This is a genomic window from Streptomyces sp. NPDC050617 (assembly GCF_040654795.1).
GTDB lineage: Bacteria > Actinomycetota > Actinomycetes > Streptomycetales > Streptomycetaceae > Streptomyces.
Genome location: NZ_JBFAIS010000052.1, coordinates 1 through 20388, shown reverse-complemented (window position 1 = coordinate 20388; position 20388 = coordinate 1). Strand labels below are relative to the sequence as shown.

At 71.9% G+C, this 20388-nt stretch carries 16 protein-coding genes; 8 read left to right on the top strand and 8 right to left on the bottom strand.

Annotation, left to right across the window (positions count from 1 at the left end; all coding sequences use genetic code 11):
• Positions 1-5: 5 nt before the first annotated feature.
• The 5 genes from AB0I49_RS37290 to AB0I49_RS37270 all read right to left on the bottom strand — a co-directional run bounded on the left by AB0I49_RS37290 (position 6) and on the right by AB0I49_RS37270 (position 6512).
• The gene (locus AB0I49_RS37290; protein WP_363231670.1) at positions 6-2099 is read right to left on the bottom strand and encodes an endo-beta-N-acetylglucosaminidase; all 2094 of its coding nucleotides are present in this window, start codon (positions 2097-2099) and stop codon (positions 6-8) included.
• Between the two features lie 61 nt (positions 2100-2160).
• The gene (locus AB0I49_RS37285; protein ID WP_363231669.1) at positions 2161-3417 is read right to left on the bottom strand and encodes a glycosyl hydrolase; all 1257 of its coding nucleotides are present in this window, start codon (positions 3415-3417) and stop codon (positions 2161-2163) included.
• Positions 3418-3481: 64 nt separating this feature from the next.
• Complete coding sequence (locus AB0I49_RS37280; RefSeq protein WP_363231668.1) at positions 3482-4312, bottom strand: carbohydrate ABC transporter permease; 831 nt, start codon at positions 4310-4312, stop codon at positions 3482-3484.
• Positions 4309-5202 (bottom strand): sugar ABC transporter permease, encoded by an 894-nt coding sequence (locus tag AB0I49_RS37275; RefSeq protein WP_363231667.1) that lies wholly within the window; start codon positions 5200-5202, stop codon positions 4309-4311. Before AB0I49_RS37275 ends, AB0I49_RS37280 begins: the two co-directional genes overlap by 4 nt.
• 11 nt (positions 5203-5213) lie before the next feature.
• On the bottom strand, positions 5214-6512 hold the full coding sequence (locus tag AB0I49_RS37270; protein ID WP_363231666.1) for a sugar ABC transporter substrate-binding protein: 1299 nt from the start codon (positions 6510-6512) through the stop codon (positions 5214-5216).
• A gap of 178 nt (positions 6513-6690) precedes the next feature.
• Between AB0I49_RS37270 and AB0I49_RS37265 the strand changes: the two genes are divergently transcribed.
• From AB0I49_RS37265 to AB0I49_RS37245, 5 genes are all read left to right on the top strand, one after another.
• The gene (locus tag AB0I49_RS37265; RefSeq protein WP_363231665.1) at positions 6691-7731 is read left to right on the top strand and encodes a LacI family DNA-binding transcriptional regulator; all 1041 of its coding nucleotides are present in this window, start codon (positions 6691-6693) and stop codon (positions 7729-7731) included.
• 254 nt (positions 7732-7985) lie between these two features.
• Complete coding sequence (locus AB0I49_RS37260; RefSeq protein WP_363231664.1) at positions 7986-8987, top strand: NADPH:quinone oxidoreductase family protein; 1002 nt, start codon at positions 7986-7988, stop codon at positions 8985-8987.
• Positions 8984-10171: an acyl-CoA dehydrogenase family protein gene (locus AB0I49_RS37255; protein ID WP_363231663.1), complete on the top strand. Its 1188-nt coding sequence runs from the start codon at positions 8984-8986 to the stop codon at positions 10169-10171. Before AB0I49_RS37260 ends, AB0I49_RS37255 begins: the two co-directional genes overlap by 4 nt.
• Positions 10168-11304, top strand: coding sequence for an acyl-CoA dehydrogenase family protein (locus tag AB0I49_RS37250; protein WP_363231662.1), 1137 nt, complete (start codon positions 10168-10170; stop codon positions 11302-11304). The genes AB0I49_RS37255 and AB0I49_RS37250 overlap by 4 nt, the downstream gene beginning before the upstream one ends.
• 756 nt (positions 11305-12060) lie before the next feature.
• Positions 12061-12759: a response regulator transcription factor gene (locus tag AB0I49_RS37245; protein ID WP_363231661.1), complete on the top strand. Its 699-nt coding sequence runs from the start codon at positions 12061-12063 to the stop codon at positions 12757-12759.
• Positions 12760-12897: 138 nt separating this feature from the next.
• On the opposite strand, the gene otr(A) is transcribed toward AB0I49_RS37245, so the two are convergent.
• The 3 genes from otr(A) to AB0I49_RS37230 form a co-directional block, all read right to left on the bottom strand.
• The gene (gene otr(A), locus AB0I49_RS37240) at positions 12898-14877 is read right to left on the bottom strand and encodes a tetracycline resistance ribosomal protection protein Otr(A) (protein ID WP_363231660.1); all 1980 of its coding nucleotides are present in this window, start codon (positions 14875-14877) and stop codon (positions 12898-12900) included.
• A 167-nt stretch (positions 14878-15044) separates the two neighbouring features.
• Complete coding sequence (locus AB0I49_RS37235; RefSeq protein ID WP_363231659.1) at positions 15045-16079, bottom strand: methyltransferase; 1035 nt, start codon at positions 16077-16079, stop codon at positions 15045-15047.
• 100 nt (positions 16080-16179) lie between these two features.
• Positions 16180-17697 carry an FAD-dependent monooxygenase gene (locus tag AB0I49_RS37230; RefSeq protein ID WP_363231658.1) on the bottom strand — a complete coding sequence of 506 codons (1518 nt, stop codon included), beginning with the start codon at positions 17695-17697 and terminating at the stop codon, positions 16180-16182.
• 161 nt (positions 17698-17858) lie between these two features.
• Here AB0I49_RS37230 and AB0I49_RS37225 point away from each other — a divergent pair, with 161 nt between their 5' ends.
• Genes AB0I49_RS37225 through AB0I49_RS37215 form a run of 3 tightly spaced genes read left to right on the top strand, consistent with a single transcriptional unit; the run spans position 17859 to position 20343 of the window.
• The gene (locus AB0I49_RS37225) at positions 17859-18236 is read left to right on the top strand and encodes a PPOX class F420-dependent oxidoreductase (RefSeq protein WP_363231657.1); all 378 of its coding nucleotides are present in this window, start codon (positions 17859-17861) and stop codon (positions 18234-18236) included.
• Positions 18233-19312 carry a succinyldiaminopimelate transaminase gene (gene dapC, locus AB0I49_RS37220; protein ID WP_363231656.1) on the top strand — a complete coding sequence of 360 codons (1080 nt, stop codon included), beginning with the start codon at positions 18233-18235 and terminating at the stop codon, positions 19310-19312. Before AB0I49_RS37225 ends, dapC begins: the two co-directional genes overlap by 4 nt.
• Positions 19309-20343: an acyltransferase domain-containing protein gene (locus AB0I49_RS37215; RefSeq protein ID WP_363231655.1), complete on the top strand. Its 1035-nt coding sequence runs from the start codon at positions 19309-19311 to the stop codon at positions 20341-20343. The genes dapC and AB0I49_RS37215 overlap by 4 nt, the downstream gene beginning before the upstream one ends.
• Positions 20344-20388 lie beyond the last annotated feature (45 nt).

Below are 20388 nucleotides of genomic sequence, written 5' to 3'. Positions count from 1 at the left end.
GAGTGCTACCAGCGGAAGGTGGTGGATACAGGGTCTGATGAGGCGAACAGCTCGTCCACCGTACGGAGCTCGACCCGGGTGGCCGCCTCCTGGGACGCGCGCCGCAGCGACGGCACGTAGAAGGCCGTCCCGCAGGTCCCGCCGAGGAAGCGGCGCGCGCCGCCCGGCAGGACCTGGTGCAGTTCGTAATGGCGTACGGGGCCGGTCGCCCGGCCCCAGGACAGCCGCAGCGCCGCCGCGCCGTCCGCCCCGCGGTGCGCGGCGGTGACATCGAGCGGGCCCGGCTTACGCGGCCCGGACGCCGCCGCGTCGCGGATCGCGAGGGAGCCCAGCCGCCAGCGGACCGGGGTGCCGTCGGCGGCGGTGAGGCGGATTCCGACGGCGCGCAGCGTACGGGCCTTCGCGCCGCGCAGCGCCCGGCCCAGGCGGAGCGTGGCCGTGGACCAGCCCCGGCCGCCGGCCGGGAGGGCGCCCGCGTCGATGTAGGCGAAGCGGTAGGGCTCCTCCGTGGACACGGCCAGCTCCACGCGCACCCCGCCCGAACCGGCGTCGGTGCGGTGGGCCAGTTCCACGACGGTCGACTCCGACACCGGCAGCCGCGCCGTGAACAGCTCCACGGTCGCGGGCGAGCCGAGCGTGCCGCTCACGAGGAGGCTGGTGCCGCCGCGCCAGGCGTCATCGAAGTCGAAGGAGACCTGCGGACGCGCCCCGCCGGTGTGGATCACCCAGCGGCGGCCCGGCAGCCGGTCCTGGAGCCCCAAGTGATTCCAGGCGGCGTCGCCGGTGCGCTCGCCCCGCTCGTACCAGCCGGTGCCGTGGCCGGTGTTGAAGCTCGTCGCGAAGGGCAGCGCGGTCAGCGTGGAGCGGTCCGCGACCGACGCGGCGGCCGGCCGCCAGGACCCGTCCGTCGGCGCCGACGGGTCGAGCGCGGGGCCCGTCCAGAAGCGGTCGTCGCGGGCGTGGAACTCGGCGGGCGAGCGCTTGTCCTTCGGCAGGCTGGTCCAGGTCCACTCGGGGCGGTAGAAGCCGTACGAGGCGACGTGCGGACCGTTCGCGGGCACGACCGCGTCCCAGTCCACCCGCGTGTCCCAGCCGTTGGACTCGACGTCCACGCCCGCCCACAGCTCGTACCGGCCGCGGCCCAGGCGCTCCGCGAACTTCCCGGACGCGGCGAGCCCGGAGCGGGTCCAGTTGAAATTCAGGAACATCGAGTCGGAGGCGCGGAAGAAGGCCGCGTTGCGGTCGTTGAGCGCGTTCTGCCAGTCGACGGAACCGGCCTCGGTCATCGCGTCGTACCAGGTGACGCGCAGCCCCTCGGCGTGCTCCCGCAGATACGCGACGAAGTCCCGCATGGCCGCGCCGAGCGGGGCGTCGCCGCCGCCGGTCTCGGCGTTGAGGAACCAGCCGTCGAAGCCGTACGCGCGAGCCACCGCGATCAGCTTGTCCGCGATCGGGAAACTCCCGTCGGCGGCCCGCCGCACGAGATCGCGGGTCCACGCGAGCTGCCCGCCGTACGCGGCCGGGGGCAGGAATATCGTGCCGAGCACCGGCACGCCGTTGCGGTGCGCGGCGTCCACGACGGGCGCGTTCGGGGCGAGGATCAGCCCCTCGGCCGACGACCCGCCCCAGAAGACCAGTTCGTCCAGGTACGCCCAGTGGGTCAGGGCGTAGTAGTCGGCGGTCGCCGACCCCTGCGAGGGGTTGCCCGCCGTGTGGTCGAAGGCGGCCAGCGCCGAGACGCGGGCCTGGCCGGCGCGGGCCGTGCCGTTCGCGGGCGCGGGCGTGAACCGCTCCGCGAGCGGAACCGTCGCCTTGTTGAACGCCAGGTCCGCGTCCGAGGCGGGCGTCCACTTCTTGAGGGAGCGCCAGACGACGCCCTCGCCGGGGCTGCCGCTGGGCAGGGAGTCGGGGAACCAGTACGCGGCGTACGGCTGGAGGCCGCCGTCCGCCGCGCCCCCGGCCCGCCCCGGGGGACGGGCCGGGGCCGCGCTCGCGCGGCCGGCGGGCAGGGCGAGGGCTGCGGCAGTCGCCGCCCCCGCCCCCAGCAGAAGACGGCGGCCGGGGCCGGCCGGTACGGGCTGTGCGGGTCTCTCGATCATGGTGCGCTCCTTTGCGCGGGGGCGACGAGGACTCGGTGGTGCTGCGGTCGGCCGGTGGGACTCAGCCGGCCTGGTCGATCGTGAGGACATCCGTGATGCCGCGCGCCGCCAGATGCGCGGCGTCGTTCGCGAACTCGGCGAGTACCGCGGCCGGGCGCACGCCGCGCGCGGCGAGCCGCATCCACGCCTCGAAGTACGCGCCGCCCGGCCCGCACTGCGCGCGCACCGGTGCCGTCTCGGAGGCGTCGAGGCCGCTCGCGTCCAGGACGAGCGCGGTGGTCCGCGGCTCGGGCCGGTACTGGCGACCCTTCCACTCCCGTACGGTCCGGGCGATGGCCTCGCCCGCGGGCTTGACGCGGCGGTCGTTGGTGAGCAGGCCGAGACCGTACTCCAGCTCCGGGAAGTCGCCCAGGGACCGGTCGACGTCGTGGGAGCACCACCACGTCACGCCCCAGACGTCCGGGCAGTCCAGCGCGTTCGCGACGGTCGCCTCGGTGAAGGCGGCGGCGTGCTCGGCCGGGATGTGCGGGGCGGGCGCGCCGACCTCCTGGAGCCACACCGGGTGGTGCGCGTCCTTCGCCCACGCCTTGGACAGCTCGATGAGGTACGCGGCGTGCTGCTCGGTCGCCGCGCCGTCGCGGCCGTGGCGCTGCGCGGTGCCGTTGAACACCCAGGAGTGCACGGCGGTCGCGGCCCCGATCCGGGCCGAGTGCGCCGGGGTGAAGGGGTGCCCGTCGAGGTACCAGGCGGCGTCGTACGAGGCGTGCAGGTGCATCTTGCCCGGCGCGCCCTCCTCGCAGGCGTCGACCATCCGGCGCAGCCACGTCCCGGCCTGCTCGGCGTCGATCCGGTCGGGGTCGGGGTGCGGGTCGCCGGAGAACTGGTTGACCTCGTTGCCGACGGTCATGCCGAGGAAGTTGTCCCGGCCGGCCAGGGCCGCGGAGAGCGTCCGCAGATACGCGGCCTCGGCCTCGACGACGTCCGGGTCGCTGAACATGTTGCGGCGGTGCCAGGTGGCGGTCCAGGACGGGATGAAGTCGAAGCTGGACAGGTGGCCCTGGAGGCCGTCCACGTTGACGTCGAGGCCGCGCTCGCCGGCCGCGTCGACGAGCTGGACCAGCTGCTCGACGGCGCGCGGCCGGATCAGGGTGCGGTTGGGCTGGAAGACGGGCCACAGCGGGAAGACCCGGATGTGGTCGAGGCCGAGCTCCGCGATGGAGTCGAGATCGGCCCGCACCTCGTCGAGGTCGAAGTCGAGCCAGTGGTGGAACCAGCCCCGGGTGGGGGTGTAGTTGACGCCGAAGCGGGGTGCGGTCATGCGGGGGAGATCCTGTTCGGAGTCGTGCGGTGTGGGGTGTGCGGGGCGGGGCGCGGGGCCGGGGTCAGCCCTTGACGGCGCCCTCGCCGACGCCGCGGAAGAAGAACCGCTGGAGGCAGGCGAACATCACGATGAGCGGGGCCACGGCGATGATCGTGCCGGCGGCGACGAGCCGCGGGTTCTGCTGGAACGTGCCGTGCAGGAAGTTGAGGCCGACGGTCAGCGTGAAGTTCGAGGAGTCGGACAGCACGATCAGCGGCCACAGGAAGTCGTCCCAGGCGCCCATGAAGGCGAAGATCGCGACGACCGCGATGGTGCCCTTGACCGAGGGGAGCGCGATGCGCACGAACCGCTGCCAGACGTTGGCGCCGTCGATGACGGCCGCCTCCTCGATCTCGTACGGCAGGTTGGAGAACGCGTTGCGCATCAGCATCACGTTCAGGGCGCTGACCGCGCCCGGCAGCACCACGGCGGTGAGCGTGTTGTTGAGGTTGAGGTCACGCATCATCGTGAACTGCGCGATGATGATGGCCTCCAGCGGCACGAGCAGCGCCATCGCGACGGCCAGCCCCGCGATCTTGCGGCCCTTGAAGCGGAGCCGCGCCAGCGCGTAGCCGGCCATGGACGCGCCGATGACGTTGGTCACCACGTTGGTGAGGGCGACCTTCAGCGAGTTCAGCGCGTAGTCCCAGACCGGGATGATGTCGGCGACGCCGGAGTAGTTCTTCAGCGTCGGGTGCTCGGGCAGCAGCTTCGGAGGATAGGTGTAGATGTCCTCGGTGGTGCCCTTGAGCGAGGTGGACAGCTGCCACAGGAACGGGCCGACGGTGATGACGAGGACCACCAGGAGCAGGACGTAGCGGAGGGTCTTCTCCCACCCGGACAGGCGCTTCACCGGGGCTCCTCCTTGCGGTCGGCGCGCAGCACCAGCAGCATCAGCAGCAGTGCGATGACGAAAACGATCAGCGAGATGGCCGAGGCGTAGCCGACCCGGCCGTTGAGGCCGGTGCCCACCCGCTGGACGAGCATGACGAGCGTGGTGTCCTCGCCGGCCGGGCCGCCGGACGGGCCGGCCAGCAGGAAGACCTCCGAGAAGACCTTGAAGGCGTTCACCGAGGAGAGCGCGCCGACCAGCACCATGGTGGGGCGGACGGAGGGCATGGTGACGGAGACGAACCGGCGGATGGGCCCGGCCCCGTCGACGGCCGCCGCCTCGTGCAGCTCCTGCGGCACGTTGGCGAGCGCCGCCAGGTAAATGATCATGTAGTACCCGAGGCCCTTCCAGATGGTCAGGGCCATCGCGCTCAGCAGCAGCAGCCACTGATCGCCCAGGAACTTGACGGGACCCGCCCCCAGGACATTGAGGATGCCGTTGACCAGGCCCCGGTCGTCCAGGATCCAGACCCAGATCAGACCGACGACCACGACGGACGCCACGACCGGGGTGTAGAACGCGGAGCGGAAGAAGGCGATACCGGGCATCTGCTTCTGCACCAGCATGGCCAGCAACAGGGGGAGCAGAACGGTGAAGGGCACCACCAGGAGCACGTACAGCCCGCTGTTGCGCAGCGCGGTCCAGAACTGATCGTCGTGGATCATCGTCTGGAAATTCTGGAGTCCGACCCAGTTGCCCGAGGTCAGTGTGCGGGCGTCGGTGAACGCCTTGTAGATGGTGGTGAAGAAGGGATACAGGTTGAAGGCGGCGATGACTCCGACGCCGGGCAGCAGAAAGAGCCAGGGACTGATCGCCCTATGGGTGCGGATGCGCTTGGCGGGCCGTTCCATGTTCTTTACCGTCAGTTCTGCTTCAGCAGCTTGTTGCTCTGCGCGACGGCGTCGTCGAGCGCCTGCTTCGGCGACTTCTTGCCTTGCAGGGCCTTGGCGACCTCGTTCTTCAGAATGGTCTTCATCTCGTCGCTGAGCACGACGGGCGTGTAATTGACCGCGCCCTTCAGCATCTTGGCCGAGGCGACCCGGACGCGGCCCTCATCGGTGCCGTCCTCCTTGGTCCAGTACGGCTCCTCCAGCGAGCCCTTCGTGCTGGGGAAGACGGTGACCTTGTGCGCGAAGGACTCCTGGTTCTTCTTGTCCGTCACGAAGTGCGCGAAGGCGATGGCCGCGGCCTTGTGCTTGCTCTGGTTGTTCACGGCCAGGCCCATGACGTACATGTTGGGCTTGCCGTTGTTGTTGGGCGCGTCGGTGATGCCCAGATTCTTGTAGAGCGAGGGCGCGTTCTTCTTGAAGTTCGACAGGTCCAGGGCGCTGCCCGGATTCATGGCGACCTTCTGCTCCAGGAACTTCTGGCCCGCCTTCTCGGGGGTGTTCGTGAGCGACTGCGCGTCGAGGCCGCCGCTGTCGTACAGCTCCTTGTACTTGGTGAGGAACTCCACGCCCTTCGGCTCGTTGTACGTGAACTCCGTGGAGTCCGCGTTCATGAGCTTGACGCCGTAGCGGCCCATGTCCTCGATGGCCGGGGTGGAAGCCAGGGTGGCGATCTTGCCGCCGGACTCCTTCGCCATCTTGTTGGCGTCGGTGAACAGGTCGTCGAACGACTTCGGCGGCTTCTCCGGGTCGAGCCCGACCTTCTTGAACAGCGCCTTGTTGTAGAACAGCGGGCCGGTGTTCAGGTACCAGGGGAAGGCGTACGAGCCGTCCAGGCCGGGCATCGCGGTGCCCTTCCACCCCTCGGGCGTGTACTCGCCCTTGAACTTCGAGGTGGCCGGCTCCTTGTCCATGTTCATCAGCACGCCGGCCTTGGCGAGCGGATAGGCCAGGTCCGGTGAGAGGTTCACCACATCGGGCAGCGTGCCGGCGCCGGCGTCGGCGCTCAGCTTGTCGGCGTAGTTCTCGGCCGGCTGGTCCAGCCACTTGACCTTGACGCCGGGGTTCTGCTTCTCGAACTCCTTGACCAGACCTTCGAAGTAGTCCTTGAAGCCCGCGCGCAGATTCCAGGTCTGGAAGCTGATGTCGCCCTCGATCTTGCCGGAGGCGCTGCTGCCGCCGCCGCTGTCACCGCCCGAACCGCAGGCGGTGAGCGTCAGGGCACAGGCGAGCGCCGGTGCGGCGAGGGCGAGGGTTCTACGAGATATGGGCATGGCCGACGAGCTCCTTCGATCGGGCCAGGAGGGGGCGGACAAAACTTTCGCCCCGAAGAAGAGTTAAGTCAATACTTCCGCGGAAGACTAATGCGCTTTAGTGTGTTGTCACTCAAGCGCTTTAGTGGAACGGACCCGCCGGACCTGCCCCGGCGGGCGGGGGAGCAGGAGGAGACGCATGCGCCGCACACCGGCCAGACGACCTACGATGAAGGACATCGCGCGCCGTGCGGGCGTCTCCGAGAGCGCCGTGTCCTTCGCGCTCAACGACCGCCCCGGCGTCTCCGAGACCACCCGCGACCGCATCCGCCGGGTCGCCGAACAGCTCGGCTGGCAGCCCAGCACCGCCGCCCGCGCGCTGTCCGGCGAGGGCTCGGCGACCATCGGGCTGGTGCTCGCGCGCCCGGCCCGCACGCTCGGCGTCGAGTCGTTCTTCCTCCAGCTCGTCTCGGGCGTGCAGGAGGTGCTCTCGCACCGCAGGCTCGGCCTGCTCTTCCAGGTCGTCGAGGACGTCGACGCCGAGTGCGAGGTCTACCGCCGCTGGTGGGCCGAGCACCGGGTGGACGGCCTGATCGTCGTCGACCCGCGCGACGGCGATCCGCGGCCCGCGCTCCTCGACGAACTGGGACTGCCCGCCGTGGTCGTCGGCTCCACGGGCGCCGCCCTCGCGGAGGGCCACGCCATATCCAACATCTGGGCCGACGACGCGGGCGCGATGGCCTCGATCGTCGACCATCTGCACGGCCTCGGCCACCGCCGCATCGTGCACATCGCGGGGCTGCCCGAACTCGCCCACACCCAGGCCCGGATGGCCTCCCTGCGCGCCGAGGCCGATCGCCGGGGCCTGACCGAGGCGCGCTCAGTGACCACCGACTACTCCGACGCGGGCGGCGCCGAGGCCACCCGGCGGGTGCTCGCCGGGGACCCGCCGCCCACCGCGCTCGTCTACGACAACGACGTCATGGCCGTCGCGGGCCTGGCCGTCGCCTCCGAGCGCGGCGTGTCCGTGCCGGACCGGCTCTCCATCGTGGCCTGGGACGACTCCGTCCTGTGCCGTGCCACCCACCCCGCCCTGACCGCCCTGACCCGCGACACCGCGACCTTCGGCCGGCACGCCGCCGAGCAGCTGGTCGCGCTGCTGGACGGGGGAGCGGCGGTCCGCATCCAGGACGACCTGCCGTCGCTGGAGCCGCGGGGCTCCACCGGGCCGCTGGCCTGACCGGCCGGCCGGCCGTGCGCGGGCGGCTCGCGCGGGGCCGGCCGCGTACGGTCGCCCGGCGTACGGTCCGGCCGTGCGTTCCCCGCCCGGCCGGGGTCACCGGGCCGCCGTTGCCCTTGCGCGCCCCGGCGATCGCGCCCTCGGCTCCGCCGGGGGCGTCCGGTCACCCCTGTCCCTCCCAAATACCGACTGGTTAGTATGTGCCCGGCGCGGGACCGCGCGCGTACGCGAGACGGCTTGTGGGAGGCCACCCAATGCAGGCATGGCGAGTGCACGAGAACGGCGAACCCCGCGACGTGATGCGGCTGGAGGAGGTGGACGACCCCGCGCCCGGACCGGGCGAGCTGCTGGTCGGCGTCCGCGCCGCGAACGTCAACTTCCCCGACGCCCTGCTGTGCCGGGGCCAGTACCAGGTGCGGCCCCCGCTGCCCTTCACCCCCGGCGTCGAGATGTGCGCCGAGATCCTCGCCCTCGGCGAAGGCGCGGAAGGGGAGATCGGCGCGCGGGTGCTCGCGCAGCCCGCGCTCCCGGCCGGCGCCTTCGCCGAACGCGCGGTCGTCGCCGCCCGCACCGTGCTCCCCGCCCCCGACGCGCTGGACGACGCCGAGGCCGCCGCCCTGCACATCGGCTACCAGACCGGCTGGTTCGGCCTGCACCGCCGGGCGCGCCTGGCGGCCGGGGAGACCCTGCTCGTCCACGCCGCGGCCGGCGGCGTCGGCAGCGCGGCCGTACAGCTCGGCAAGGCCGCCGGCGCCACCGTCATCGGCGTCGTCGGCGGCGCGGGCAAGGCGGTCGTCGCCCGCGACCTGGGCTGCGACCTCGTCGTCGACCGCCGGGAGGAGGACTTCGTCGGCGTCGTCAAGGAGGCCACCGGCGGCCGGGGCGCCGACGTCGTCTACGACCCCGTCGGCGGCGACGCCTTCGCCAAGTCCACCAAGTGCGTGGCCTTCGAGGGCCGCATCGTCGTCGTCGGCTTCGCGAGCGGCGCCGTCCCGAGCGCAGCCCTCAACCACGCGCTCGTCAAGAACTACGCGATCCTCGGCCTCCACTGGGGCCTGTACAACACCAAGGACCCGGACGCCGTACGGGCCTGCCACGACGACCTCGCCAAACTCGCCGCCGAGGCCAAGGTCAAGCCGCTCGTCAGCGAACGCGTGCCGCTCGGCGGCGCGGCCGACGCCGTGCAGCGCGTCGCCGACGGCACCACGACCGGCCGCGTCGTGATCGAGCCCGGCCGGTCCGGGGAGCGCCGATGACCACGGTCGACGCCGACGGCCTGCGCCGCCGCACCGCCGCCCTGCTCGCCGCGCACGACCCCGCCACCACCGGCCGCCTCGACTTCCTGCGCGCCCGCTTCGACGCCGGACTCGCCTGGGTGCACTTCCCCGAGGGCCTCGGCGGGCTCGACGCGCCGCGCTCCCTCCAGCCGGTCGTGGAGGGCGAGCTGGCGGCGGCGGGCGCCCCCGACAACGACCCGCGCCGCATCGGCATCGGGCTGGGCATGGCCGCCCCCACCATCCTGCGCTACGGCACCGAGGAGCAGAAGCTGCGCTTCCTGCGCCCCCTGTGGACGGGCGAGGAGGTGTGGTGCCAGCTGTTCAGCGAGCCCGGCGCGGGCTCCGACCTCGCGGCGCTCGCCACCCGCGCCGTACGCGACGGCGACACCTGGACCGTCGACGGGCAGAAGGTCTGGACGTCCGGCGCGCACCTGGCCCGCTGGGCGATCCTCATCGCCCGCACCGACCCCGAGCTGCCCAAGCACCAGGGCATCACCTACTTCGTCTGCGACATGAGCGACCCCGGCGTCGAGGTGCGCCCGCTGCGCCAGATCACCGGGGAGGCCGAGTTCAACGAGGTCTTCCTCACCGGCGTGCGCATCCCCGACGCGCACCGGCTCGGCGGCGTCGGCGAGGGCTGGCGGGTGGCGAGCACCACGCTGATGAACGAGCGGGTCGCCATCGGCGGCGCCCGCGTGCCGCGCGAGGGCGGCATGATCGGCGTCGCCGCCGAGACCTGGCGCACCCGCCCCGAACTGCGCACCCACGACCTGCACCAGCGGCTGCTGTCCCTGTGGGTGGAGGCGGAGGTCGCCCGGCTCACCGGCGAACGCCTGCGCCAGCAGCTCGCCATCGGCCAGCCCGGCCCCGAAGGGAGCGGCCTCAAGCTCTCCTTCGCCCGCCTCAACCAGGAAATCAGCGGCCTGGAGGTCGAGTTGATCGCCGCCGACGGCCTCGCCTACGACGACTGGACCATGCGGCGGCCCGAGGGCGTCGACTTCACCGGCCGCGAGGCCGGCTACCGCTATCTGCGGACCAAGGGCAACTCCATCGAGGGCGGCACCTCGGAGGTCCTGCTCAACATCGTCGCCGAACGCGTGCTGGGCCTGCCGCCGGAGCCGCGCACCGACAAGGACGTCGCCTGGAAGGATCTGCCCCGATGACCGAGCCGGACCTGCTCTACTCGGAGGCCGAGGACGATCTGCGGTCCGCCGTACGGTCGTTGCTCGCCGACCGGGCCACGCCCGCCGCCGTCCTCGCCCACAGTGAGTCGGACCGCCCGTACGACGCCGCCCTGTGGGGCGTGCTCGCCGGGGACATGGGAACGGCCGGGCTGCTCGTACCCGAGAAGCTCGGCGGCCAGGGCGCGAGCGCGCGCGAAACCGCCGTGGTACTGGAGGAGTTGGGCCGCACCGTCGCGCCCGTGCCATACCTCACCAGCGCCGTCCTCGCGGTGTCCGCGCTGCTGGCCTGCGACACCGCGCGGGACGCGGTGGCCGAGCCGCTGCGCGCGCTCGCCGAGGGCCGCCGCGTCGGGGCGCTCGCGGTCCCCCTGCCTGCCGCACCGGGCACGCCGCCGCCGGCGACCGTACGGGCGGACGCCGCCGGGACCCTCAGCGGCGAGGTGGACACGGTCGCGGGCGCGGCCGGCGCCGAGCTGCTGCTCGTACGGGCCGACGGCGGCCTCTACACCGTTGACGCGGCGTCAGAGGGCGTACGGGTCACGGGTATCACCCCGCTCGACCGCACCCGCCCGCTCTCCCGCGTCACCCTCACCGCGGCGCCCGCCCGCCGGATCGCGGGGGAGGAGCGCGCGGCGGCCTCCGTCGGAGCGGCGCTCCTGGCCGGGGCCGGGCTGCTCGCCTCCGAACAGCTCGGCATCGCCGAGTGGTGCCTCACCGAAACCGTCCGGTACGCGGGGGAGCGCTATCAATTCGGCCGCCCCATCGGCTCGTTCCAGGCGATCAAGCACCGGCTCGCCGAACTCTGGCTCCAGGTCGCCTCGGCCCGCGCGGCGGCCCGCAACGCCGCCGACGCGCTGGCCGCCGACGGCGCGAGCGGCGCCGACGCGGCCGTCGCCGTGGCCGTCGCCGTGGCCGTCGCGCAGTCCTACTGCGGGCAGGTGGCGGTACGGGCCGCCGAGGAGTGCGTACAGCTCCACGGCGGCATCGGCATGACCTGGGAGCATCCCGCGCACCTGTACCTCAAACGCGCCAAGGCCGACCAGATCGCCCTCGGCGCGCCCGGCCGCCACCGCGAGGCCCTGGCCGCCCTGGTGGATCTGCCCGCGCCATGACGGACCGGCGCGCCGTACGGACCGAAGGCCCGGCGCGCCGCCCACGACGACAGCACCCGGCCGATCGCGGCCGGGTGCTGTCGTGTGCCGGGGCCGCACATAATTCGTCGAATGGGCGGTTCGCCGCGATGGATTTTGGTATTGGCTCCCGTGCCCGCGAGATATGGCCTCCCGAGTGAGTGGCGGAGCGGTACGGACGCACCGTTCAGGGGAACGCTCCCATGGGGACTTCGCGGTTGCTTGGAGCCGTATTGGAGGCGCGTCTCCACCCTCGGGGGCTTATACACCAGTTCCGTTCGGAACGGAATAACAAAATGCGTCAAATCGGACAGGGTATTCGCGGTCCGCAGACGGGGCCGGTGAGTGGTCGCACCATCCGGAGCGCGTAGGATCCAGAGGCCGGCCGCCGCGCGTGAGCAGGGAGTTTCTGATTGCGGATTCCGGGCGCGGGGCTTGACTGCCGCGTTGTGGTTGAGATCTCCTTGGGGACGTTCGAAGCGCGGCGAATATGCGGCACGGTGCAGGGGTATGGATGCCCTTACCGCTGTCGGGTGTGCGTTTGGTGGGGGGCCGCACTTCGAATTGATTTCGACTGACTTTTCTTTCTCGGGGAACCGGACCGCCGGTGGCCCAAGGCATTCACGGTAGTTGAAAGTGGTCCGACGGGATCGCTTGACGGCCGGTGTGCTGTTCGAACAAGATGCTCGCGCTGGTGCTGTGCGGGGACGGACCGGGAAGATTGGTGGCGGGGAGAAAGTGGCGATCAATAGCGCGATTACGGTCCTGGTGGTGGACGATCAGGGGCTGCTCCGGGAAACGTTGTGCGAAGTGCTGGCCAAGGAGCTCGATATCGAGGTCGTCGGCGGTATCGCCGACAGCGAGACGGCGATACGCATTGCCGCGGAGAAGCGGCCGGACGTCATTTTGCTGGACGGCCCGGATGCGGGCGGAATTGTGTCGATGCTCGCCGAGATGAAAAGGGTCTCGCCGAATTCGCGGTGCATCGTGCTGACGTCCTGCAACCACCCGGCGCTCGTCCGGGAGGCCCTGCGGCTGCGGGTGAGCGCCTTCCTCGCCAAGAACGTCATGCGGGAAGAGGTCATCACCGCCATTCGCAGTGTGGTCGTCCACCCCGATCAGATCGTGCTCTCCCTGCCCACCGAAAGCCTGGTGGCCGCCCGCGACCAGGACGGACCGCGGCTCTCGGCGCGGGAATTACAGATCATCGAGAATGTGGCGCAGGGCATGAGCAATGGGCAGATCGCCTCCCGGCTGGAGATCACCGAAGCGACGGTGAAGCGCCATCTCCGCAATATCTTCGACAAACTGGGAGCCGTCTCCAGAATCGACGCGGTGAACAAGGCCAAGTCGGTGCTGATCGTCGCCCCGCCCCGCGGCAGGAGCGGCCCGCCGGCGCCGCGGGCCGGCGCCTTCAGCGTCCCTTCCTGGTCCTGACGGCTCCTCCCGGCCCTTCCCCCGGTGAAGTCCTTTCGGCGCTTCCGGGCCTGAACGCGAACGCCCCGGCCGGTCCGCTCCCCGTTCTGCTGCGGGGGGACGGACCGGCCGGGGCGCGAGCGCGTGAAGCGCCGGCCGTCAGAGGCGCTTCACCGTGTGCAGGATGTACTCATCGCGGTTCAGCGGATTCGCGCCCCCGGGCCGAGGCCGCGACGGAAAACGCCCCTGAACGGGCTGGTAACCCTGGAATTCGGAGAGGAACACCCCTTCTCCCTGGGTGAGTCCCGGCACCTGCTGCTCGAATTCATGGACCTTGCTCGACTCCATGCTCCCGGTCAGCCGGTAAGCGTCCTCCCGCGCCGTGGGCGGCTGCGGATGCGCGCCCAGCTCCGCCAGTTTCGCCAGCACCGGGCTCAGGCTGTCCGGCGGCAGCTCCATGTCGAAGCCGCTCACCGGCTCGTACACCTGCGTCCCGGCCTCCTTGAGCGCCGTCATCAGCACCAGCGGGGTGACCTTGCGGAAGTCGTCCGCCGCGCTCACCGGGCTCGCGAAACCGGAGTGCGTGAGCGTGACGGCGATGTCCGTCACCTGCCAGCCGTACAGCCCGTGGTCCAGCGTCGTGTGCACGGTCTCCTCGATGGCCGTGTGGAAGGCCCGCGGCAGCGACCCCAGCTCCACGCCCAGCCGGAAGACGACGCCCGCGCCGGGCTGCGCCGGCTCCACCCGCAGCCCCACCGTCGCCCAGAAGTAGTTGCGGGTGCGGGTGTCGAGCTCCTCCAGCCAGGAGCCCACCCCGACGGGCTTCTCGATATGGACGGTCCGGGTCTGCTCGAAGTACGCCGCGACGCCGTACACCTCGGCGAGCGTGGTCCGGATGATCTCCTTCTGCACCTCTCCGTAGAGCCGCAGCACGGCGCCGTCGGCGTACTGGTCCTGCCGCAGTTCGATGTGCGGGTCCTGCTCGCTCAGGGCCTGGAGCGCGGCGTGCAGCCGTGCCGATTCCCCCGGCCGCTCGGACCTGACGACCGTCTCCAGGCTGGGCGGCGCGAAGAAGTTCCGCGGCGCCTGCTCGTCCTCGGGGCCGAGCCGGTCGCCGACGCGCGCCTCCTTGAGCCCCCAGATCTTGGCGATGTCCCCGGCCGTCGCCCGCGTCTCCACGGTCGTGGAGCCGTGCTCGAAGACCTGGAGCGAGGTGATCTTCACCGGGTGCTCGCTGACGAGGCCGGAGTGGTCGGTGCGGTGGAACGTCACCTGGTCGCGGGTGCCGAGGGAGCCGGACCGCAGCCGCAGATACGTGAGCTTCTCGCCGCGCGCCCCCCGGTCGACCTTGAAGACGGTGCCGCTGAGCGGCGCGTCCGCGTCGGCGTGCACGGACGGCAGGAAGACCTGCACGCCGTGCAGGAGTTCATCGATGCCCTCGCCCGTCACGGCGGAGCCGAAGAACACCGGATGGATTCGGCCGCGCCCGGTCTGGAGGGCCAGCTCCGCGTCGTACTCCTTCTGCGTCAGCCGCCGGTCGTCGTCGAGATAGGCCGCCAGGAACGCGTCGCTGTCCTCGGCGAGCGCCTCCGCCAGATACGCGGCGAACTCCTCGTCCTCCACGGTGCGGGCACGGGCGCGCGCCCCTCGGGTCCCGATGTCCTCCACGGAGGTCATCGCGACGGCGTGCGGGGTCAGTTTCTTGGCGATGTCGTCGAGCAGTCCTCGGCAGCGCGCGCCGCGGCGGTCGACCTTGTTGACGAACAGCAGGGTGGGGATCGCCAGCTTCTGCAGCGTCCGCATCAGGATGCGGGTCTGCGGCTGGACCCCTTCCACCGCCGATACCACCAGTACGGCGCCGTCGAGCACCCTGAGCGCCCGCTCCACCTCGGAGATGAAGTCGGAGTGGCCCGGAGTGTCGATCAGATTGACTTTGAGGTCGTCGAGGACGAAGGAGGCGACGGCCGAGCGGATCGTGATCCCCCGCTGCCGCTCCAGCTCCATGGAGTCGGTCTGTGTGGTCCCCTTGTCGACGCTGCCCACCGTGTGGATGACGCCGGTCCGGTGCAGGAGGCGTTCGGTGAGACTGGTCTTGCCGGCGTCAACGTGGGCGAGAATCCCCAGGTTCAGCTTCTTCATGAATGCTCTTCGCTGTCTGATATGTGGCCATTCGGTCTTCTTCCGTCGAAATCTCGGTCGCCTGCCGCATGATGTTCCTTGCTCTCCATTCGCCGAACCGGTCCCCGGTGGCCCGAACGTGTCGCCTCCGGCGGTCGCGTCACGGTAGCAAGAGGGGTTATCCCTCGTCAGCGCTTTGTGGCGACAATCAGCCAGTCCCCGAGAAGATTGTCGAGCTGCTCCGTCCGGGTGACCTCGAACCCCGCCTCCGCGACGGACGCGTGGCACTCGGCCAGCGTGCAGGACGAGCTGTCGCCGCGGATCAGTCCGTGGTTCAGCCGCTGGAGCACGTCGTGCACCGACTCGGACTCCGGGTCGGCCATCAGGTCGTAGATCATCAGCGCCCCGCCCGGCCGCAGCGCGCCGTGGATGCGGCGCAGCAGCTCCCGCCGCTGCTCGTCCGGCCAGTCCGGCAGGACGTGCCCGGTGACGACCACGTCCGCCTCCGGCAGCGGGTCGCTCAGGAAGTCGCCGCCGTAGAACCGCAGCCGGTCGGCCACGCCGCGCGCCGCCGCCAGCTCGTCGAAGAGCGGCTCCAGCGCCGGCAGGTCGAAGACCGCCCCGGACAGATGCGGATGGGCCAGCGCGATCCGCGACGCCAGCTGGCCGCGGGCGCCGCCGATGTCGACGAAGGACTGGTACGGCCGCCAGTCCACGCGGCGGGCCAGCTCATCGGCGGTGAAGGAGCTGAACGTGTCGAAATGCGCCATCGCCTGCCGCGCCCGGTCGGGGTCCGCGTAGTGCTTCGGATACGCCTCGGGACCGTGCGCCTCGGCCCCGGACTCGGCCCGGCCCTCGCGCAGCGCCGTCGTCAGCTCGCCCCATACCCGGTAGTGCTTGCGGGCGTGCTGCAGGACGCTGCCGCCCAGGTAGGACGGGGAGCCGGGGACCAGGAACGCGGTCGCGGCCCCGCTGTTGGCGAACCGGTCGCCGTCCGCCTCCAGCAGGCCGAGGGCCGCGAGGGCGTCCAGGAACTCCTGGGCCAGGGGGTGGGCGACGCCCAGCCCCTTCTTCACCTCCTCGACGGTCGCGGGACCGGACGCCAGCAGTTCGAACAGGCCCAGTTCGACGGCGGTGTGCAACACCTTGGCCTGGTGGTAGGCGGTGTTGAGCTGAAGGATCGAGCGGGCCTGGGCGACCGGCGCGAGCTGTGACGCGGACATGGCTCTCCTTGATCATCTTGGCTGGGAGTGAGCGTTCGGCCCGGGAAGGCGGGGGACCGGACGCCGATATGCGCGAAACCGCGCGGGAGCGTGGCGAGGACTACTCCGCCGGCCCGCCGAACCACGTGTGCAGGGCCTCCGCCAGCCCCTCCTGGCCCCCCGCCGCCGGGCCGGCCCAGCAGACATAGCCGTCCGGGCGCATCAGCAGCGCGGACACCTCGGGGTCGGGGACGTACGGCTCCCGCACGCCCGTCGCGGCCACCACGTCCACCCGGCCCTTCCAGCCCGTGACGAGATCGGCCGCGTCCGGTGCGGACGGAAGCGTCAGCAGCACGCCGTGCCCGCTGTGGAAGTACTCGCCCAGCCGCCGCTCGCCCTCCGCGGTCGCCAGCGTCAGATCGGGGACGCGGCGCCCGATGAGCGGGTGCTCGCCCGGAATGTCGTAGCGCAGGTCCAATGCGGAGACCAGCCCCGCCAGATACCGGTTCGTCTCCGGCAGATGCAGCAGCTCGATCATCAGCTCCCGCAGCCCCTCGTACCGCGGATCCGGATCGATGAGCACCGCCTGCGCGCGCGTATTGCGCAGCACCCCCTGCGCGACCGGGTACCGCTCCGCCTCGTACGTGTCGAGCAGCCCCTCCGGCGCCGTGCCCGCGACCACCGCGCCCAGCTTCCAGCCGAGGTTGAACGCGTCCTGGAACCCCAGGTTCAGCCCCTGACCGCCGGCCGGCAGATGGATGTGGCAGGCGTCCCCGGCGAGCAGCACCCGCCCCGACCGGTACCGCTCGGCCTGCCGGGAGGTGTCCGTCAGCCGGGACAGCCACCGCACGTCGTGCATCCCCAGATCGCTCCCGGCGACCTCGCGCAGCGCGGCCCGCACGTCCTCCTCGGTGATCGGGGCGCGCCGGTCCGCGTACGGCCGGTCGAAGAACGCGATCGTCGCCCGGTACACGTCGGGCTCCAGCGGGAACGCCGCGAACCAGGCCCGCAGATCGTGCCGCATCACCCCGTACGGGCGCATCGGCCCCATGCCCTCGCCCCGCGGCAGCTCCTCACTGAACCTGGCGTCCGCGATCACCGCGAACATGTGCGGCTCCTGGCCCGGGAAATCGACGTCGAGGAGCTTGCGCACCGTGCTGCCGCCGCCGTCGCACCCCACCAGATAGCGGCTGCGGACCTCGTACGGACCGTCGGGGCCGTCGATCTGGACGGTGACCGACTCCTCGTCCTGCGCCAGCGCGGACAGCGCGTGCCCGCGGCGCAGCTCACCGCCCAGCTCCAGGACGCGCCGGGTCAGCAGCTGCTCCGTGCGGACCTGGGGGATGAACAGCACATACGGGTGCCGGGTGTCGAAGTCCTGGAACTGCAGCGGCACGCCGAGGCTCGCGAAGTTGCCGCCCTTCAGCGTCGAGGCGCCGTCCAGGAAGTCCTGGGCCTGGCCGCGCATTTCGAGGATTTCGACGCTGCGCGAGTGCATTCCGAGGGCCTTGGAGAAATCGACCGGCTCCGCCAGCCGCTCCACCACAAGAACGCGGGCGCCGGCCAGCCGCAGTTCCGCGGCGAGCATCAGACCGGTGGGCCCGGCCCCGGCCACCACCACATCCACGTCGTATCGCATCCATGCCTCTTTCGAGTTCCGAAAACGAGTGATCGTGCCGAGCATGCTGGCAGCGGAGCTTAGAGCCGACGTCCAGCCCAATTCCCCGCTCCGCGCCTGGACGGGCGCTCTAGCAGTGCTGTCTACCGTGTCGGGGTCCCCTACGGATAAGAGGGCGTGAAATGCCGTTCAGCGCACAGCAGATCGCCTACCTGCGCCAGCAGGGCTACGGTCGGCTCGCGACGGTCGGGGTGAGCGGTGAGCCGCACAACGTCCCCGTCTCGTTCGAGGTCGACGCGGAGCGCGGCACCATCGAGATCACCGGCCGCGGCATGGGAGAGAGCCGCAAGTTCAGGAATGTCCGGGCGGACGGCCGGGTCTCCTTCGTCGTCGACGACATTCCCAGCCGGGACCCCGAAGTCGTACGGGCCGTCGTCATCCACGGAATCGCCGAGGCCCTGGACACCGGCGGCAGAGAACGCCGCCCGCACTGCGCGGACGAAATGATCCGCATACACCCCCGCCGCGTCATCGCCTGGGGAATCGAGGAGCAGAAATGAAGGACATGCCCGAATTCCCCTGGGAGGTGATTCTGCCGCACCGCAAACGTGCCGCCGAACACCCCGACGGGATCGTCAACCTGGCCATGGGCGAACCGGTCGACCCCACCCCCGGCCCCGTCCGCGAGGCCCTGGCGCGCGCCGCCGACGCCCCCGGCTACCCGCCGACCGAGGGCTCCCCCGAACTGCGCGCGGCGGCCGCCGGGTGGCTGAGCCGCCGGCACGGCGTGCGGGTGGACCCCTCCGCCGTACTGCCCGCCGTCGGCACCAAGGAACTCATCGCCTGGCTCCCGGCGATGCTCGGCGCCGGCCCCGGCGACCTCGTCGCCTTCCCCCGGCTGGCCTTCCCCACCTTCGACGTCAGCGCCCGCCTCGCCGGAGCCGACTCCCGGCCCGTCGCCTCGCCCCTCGACCTCGCGGGGGAGCGCCCCAAGGTCGTCTGGCTCAACTCGCCGTCCAACCCCGACGGCAGGATCCTCACCGTGGCCGAGCTGCGGGAGCTCGTGGCCTGGGCCAGGGAGCGCGGCGTGGTCCTGGCCGACGACGAGTGCTACATCGAGTACGGCTGGGACCGGCGCCCGCCGTCCCTCCTCGACCCGCGGGTGTGCGGGGACAGCCACGACGGGCTGCTGGCCGTGTACTCGCTCTCCAAACGCTCCAACCTCGCCGGGTACCGCGCCGGGTTCTGCGCCGGCGACCCGCACCTCGTACGGCGGCTCCTGTCGGTGCGCAAACACGCCGGGCACGCCGTGCCCGGCCCCGTACAGGCAGCCATGGTCGCCGCCCTGGACGACGACACGCACGTGGACGAGCAGCGCGCCCGCTACGCGCGCCGCCGGGAGGTGCTGAGCGGGGCGCTGCGGTCCGCCGGGTTCACGATCGAGCACTCCGAGGGCGGCCTGTTCCTGTGGGCGACCCGCGACGAACCGTGCTGGACCACGCTCAAGGACCTGGCCGAACGGGGCATCCTCGTCGCCCCCGGCACCTTCTACGGCACCGCCGGCGAACGCCACGTCAGGATCGCCTTCACCGCGACCGACGAGCGGATCGCCGCGGCCGCCGGCCGGCTCGCATGACGACGGCCGCGGCGGCGGACACCGGCGGCCCGCGCTCCGGACCCGGCGCGCCCCGGCCGGTGGCGCTGCTGCTGCCCGGCCAGGGCTCCCAGCACCGGGCCATGGCCGCCGGCCTCCACCCGTCCGAGCCCGTGTTCGCGGCGGCGTTCGACGAGGTGCTCGACGCGATGGGCCGGCACGGCGCGATGATGCGCGCGGACTGGCTGGCGGCGGAGCGGCCGGAGGTGCCGCTGGACCACGTGCTGCGCTCCCAGCCACTGCTCTTCGCCGTCGACTACGCGCTGGGCCGGCTGGTGCTGAGCTGGGGCATCCGCCCGGTGGCGCTCCTCGGGCACAGCATCGGCGAACTGGCCGCCGCCACGCTCGCCGGGGTGTTCCCGGTGCGCGACGCGGCCCGCGTGGTGCTGGACCGGGTGGTGCGGCTGGCCGACTCCCCGCCGGGCGGCATGCTCGCGGTCGCGGCCACCCCCGAACGGCTGGCCCCGTACCTCGGCGGTCAGGTGGCCGTCGGCGCGGTCAACGCCCCCGGCCAGACGGTCCTTTCGGGCCCCGGCGACGAACTGCGCGCCGTCGGCGAGCGGCTGCGCGCCGACGGCCTCGTCTTCCGGCCGGTGCCCGCGCTGTCCGCCTTCCACAGCCCCGCGCTCGCACCGTACGCGAAGGGCGCCGAGCGCCTGCTCGCCGCCGTGCCCCGGCGCCCGCCCGGCACCCCCGTCTACTCCGGCTACACGGCGGCCCCGCTCACCGCCGAACAGGCGGTGAGCCCGGAGTTCTGGGCGCGCCAGCCCGTGGACCCGGTGTGGTTCTGGTCCGCCCTGGGCGCGCTGCTGGACACCGGCGGCCGGGTCCTCGTGGAGGCGGGCCCCGGGCAGGGGCTCGCCGCCGTGGCCCGCCGGCACACCGCCGTACGCCGCGGGCACAGCCGGGTCGTCGCCCTGCTCCCGGCCCGGCCCGGCGGCCCCGACGCGGACCGGGCGGCCCTGACGGCGGCGAAGGCCGAACTGCGGGACGAGGGATACGACATTCCATGACAAGGGGGCAGGGGCGGGGTGCGGGACCACGGCCGCCGTGGTCCC

Coding starts and splice junctions, on each gene's coding strand:
- AB0I49_RS37235 (WP_363231659.1), bottom strand. CDS start 16,079: ATGTCCGCGTCACAGCTCGCGCCGGTCGCCCAGGCCCGCTCGATCCTT.
- AB0I49_RS37285 (WP_363231669.1), bottom strand. CDS start 3,417: ATGACCGCACCCCGCTTCGGCGTCAACTACACCCCCACCCGGGGCTGG.
- AB0I49_RS37275 (WP_363231667.1), bottom strand. CDS start 5,202: ATGGAACGGCCCGCCAAGCGCATCCGCACCCATAGGGCGATCAGTCCC.
- AB0I49_RS37225 (WP_363231657.1), top strand. CDS start 17,859: ATGCCGTTCAGCGCACAGCAGATCGCCTACCTGCGCCAGCAGGGCTAC.
- dapC (WP_363231656.1), top strand. CDS start 18,233: ATGAAGGACATGCCCGAATTCCCCTGGGAGGTGATTCTGCCGCACCGC.
- AB0I49_RS37255 (WP_363231663.1), top strand. CDS start 8,984: ATGACCACGGTCGACGCCGACGGCCTGCGCCGCCGCACCGCCGCCCTG.
- AB0I49_RS37260 (WP_363231664.1), top strand. CDS start 7,986: ATGCAGGCATGGCGAGTGCACGAGAACGGCGAACCCCGCGACGTGATG.
- AB0I49_RS37290 (WP_363231670.1), bottom strand. CDS start 2,099: ATGATCGAGAGACCCGCACAGCCCGTACCGGCCGGCCCCGGCCGCCGT.
- AB0I49_RS37215 (WP_363231655.1), top strand. CDS start 19,309: ATGACGACGGCCGCGGCGGCGGACACCGGCGGCCCGCGCTCCGGACCC.
- AB0I49_RS37265 (WP_363231665.1), top strand. CDS start 6,691: ATGCGCCGCACACCGGCCAGACGACCTACGATGAAGGACATCGCGCGC.
- AB0I49_RS37270 (WP_363231666.1), bottom strand. CDS start 6,512: ATGCCCATATCTCGTAGAACCCTCGCCCTCGCCGCACCGGCGCTCGCC.
- AB0I49_RS37250 (WP_363231662.1), top strand. CDS start 10,168: ATGACCGAGCCGGACCTGCTCTACTCGGAGGCCGAGGACGATCTGCGG.
- AB0I49_RS37230 (WP_363231658.1), bottom strand. CDS start 17,697: ATGCGATACGACGTGGATGTGGTGGTGGCCGGGGCCGGGCCCACCGGT.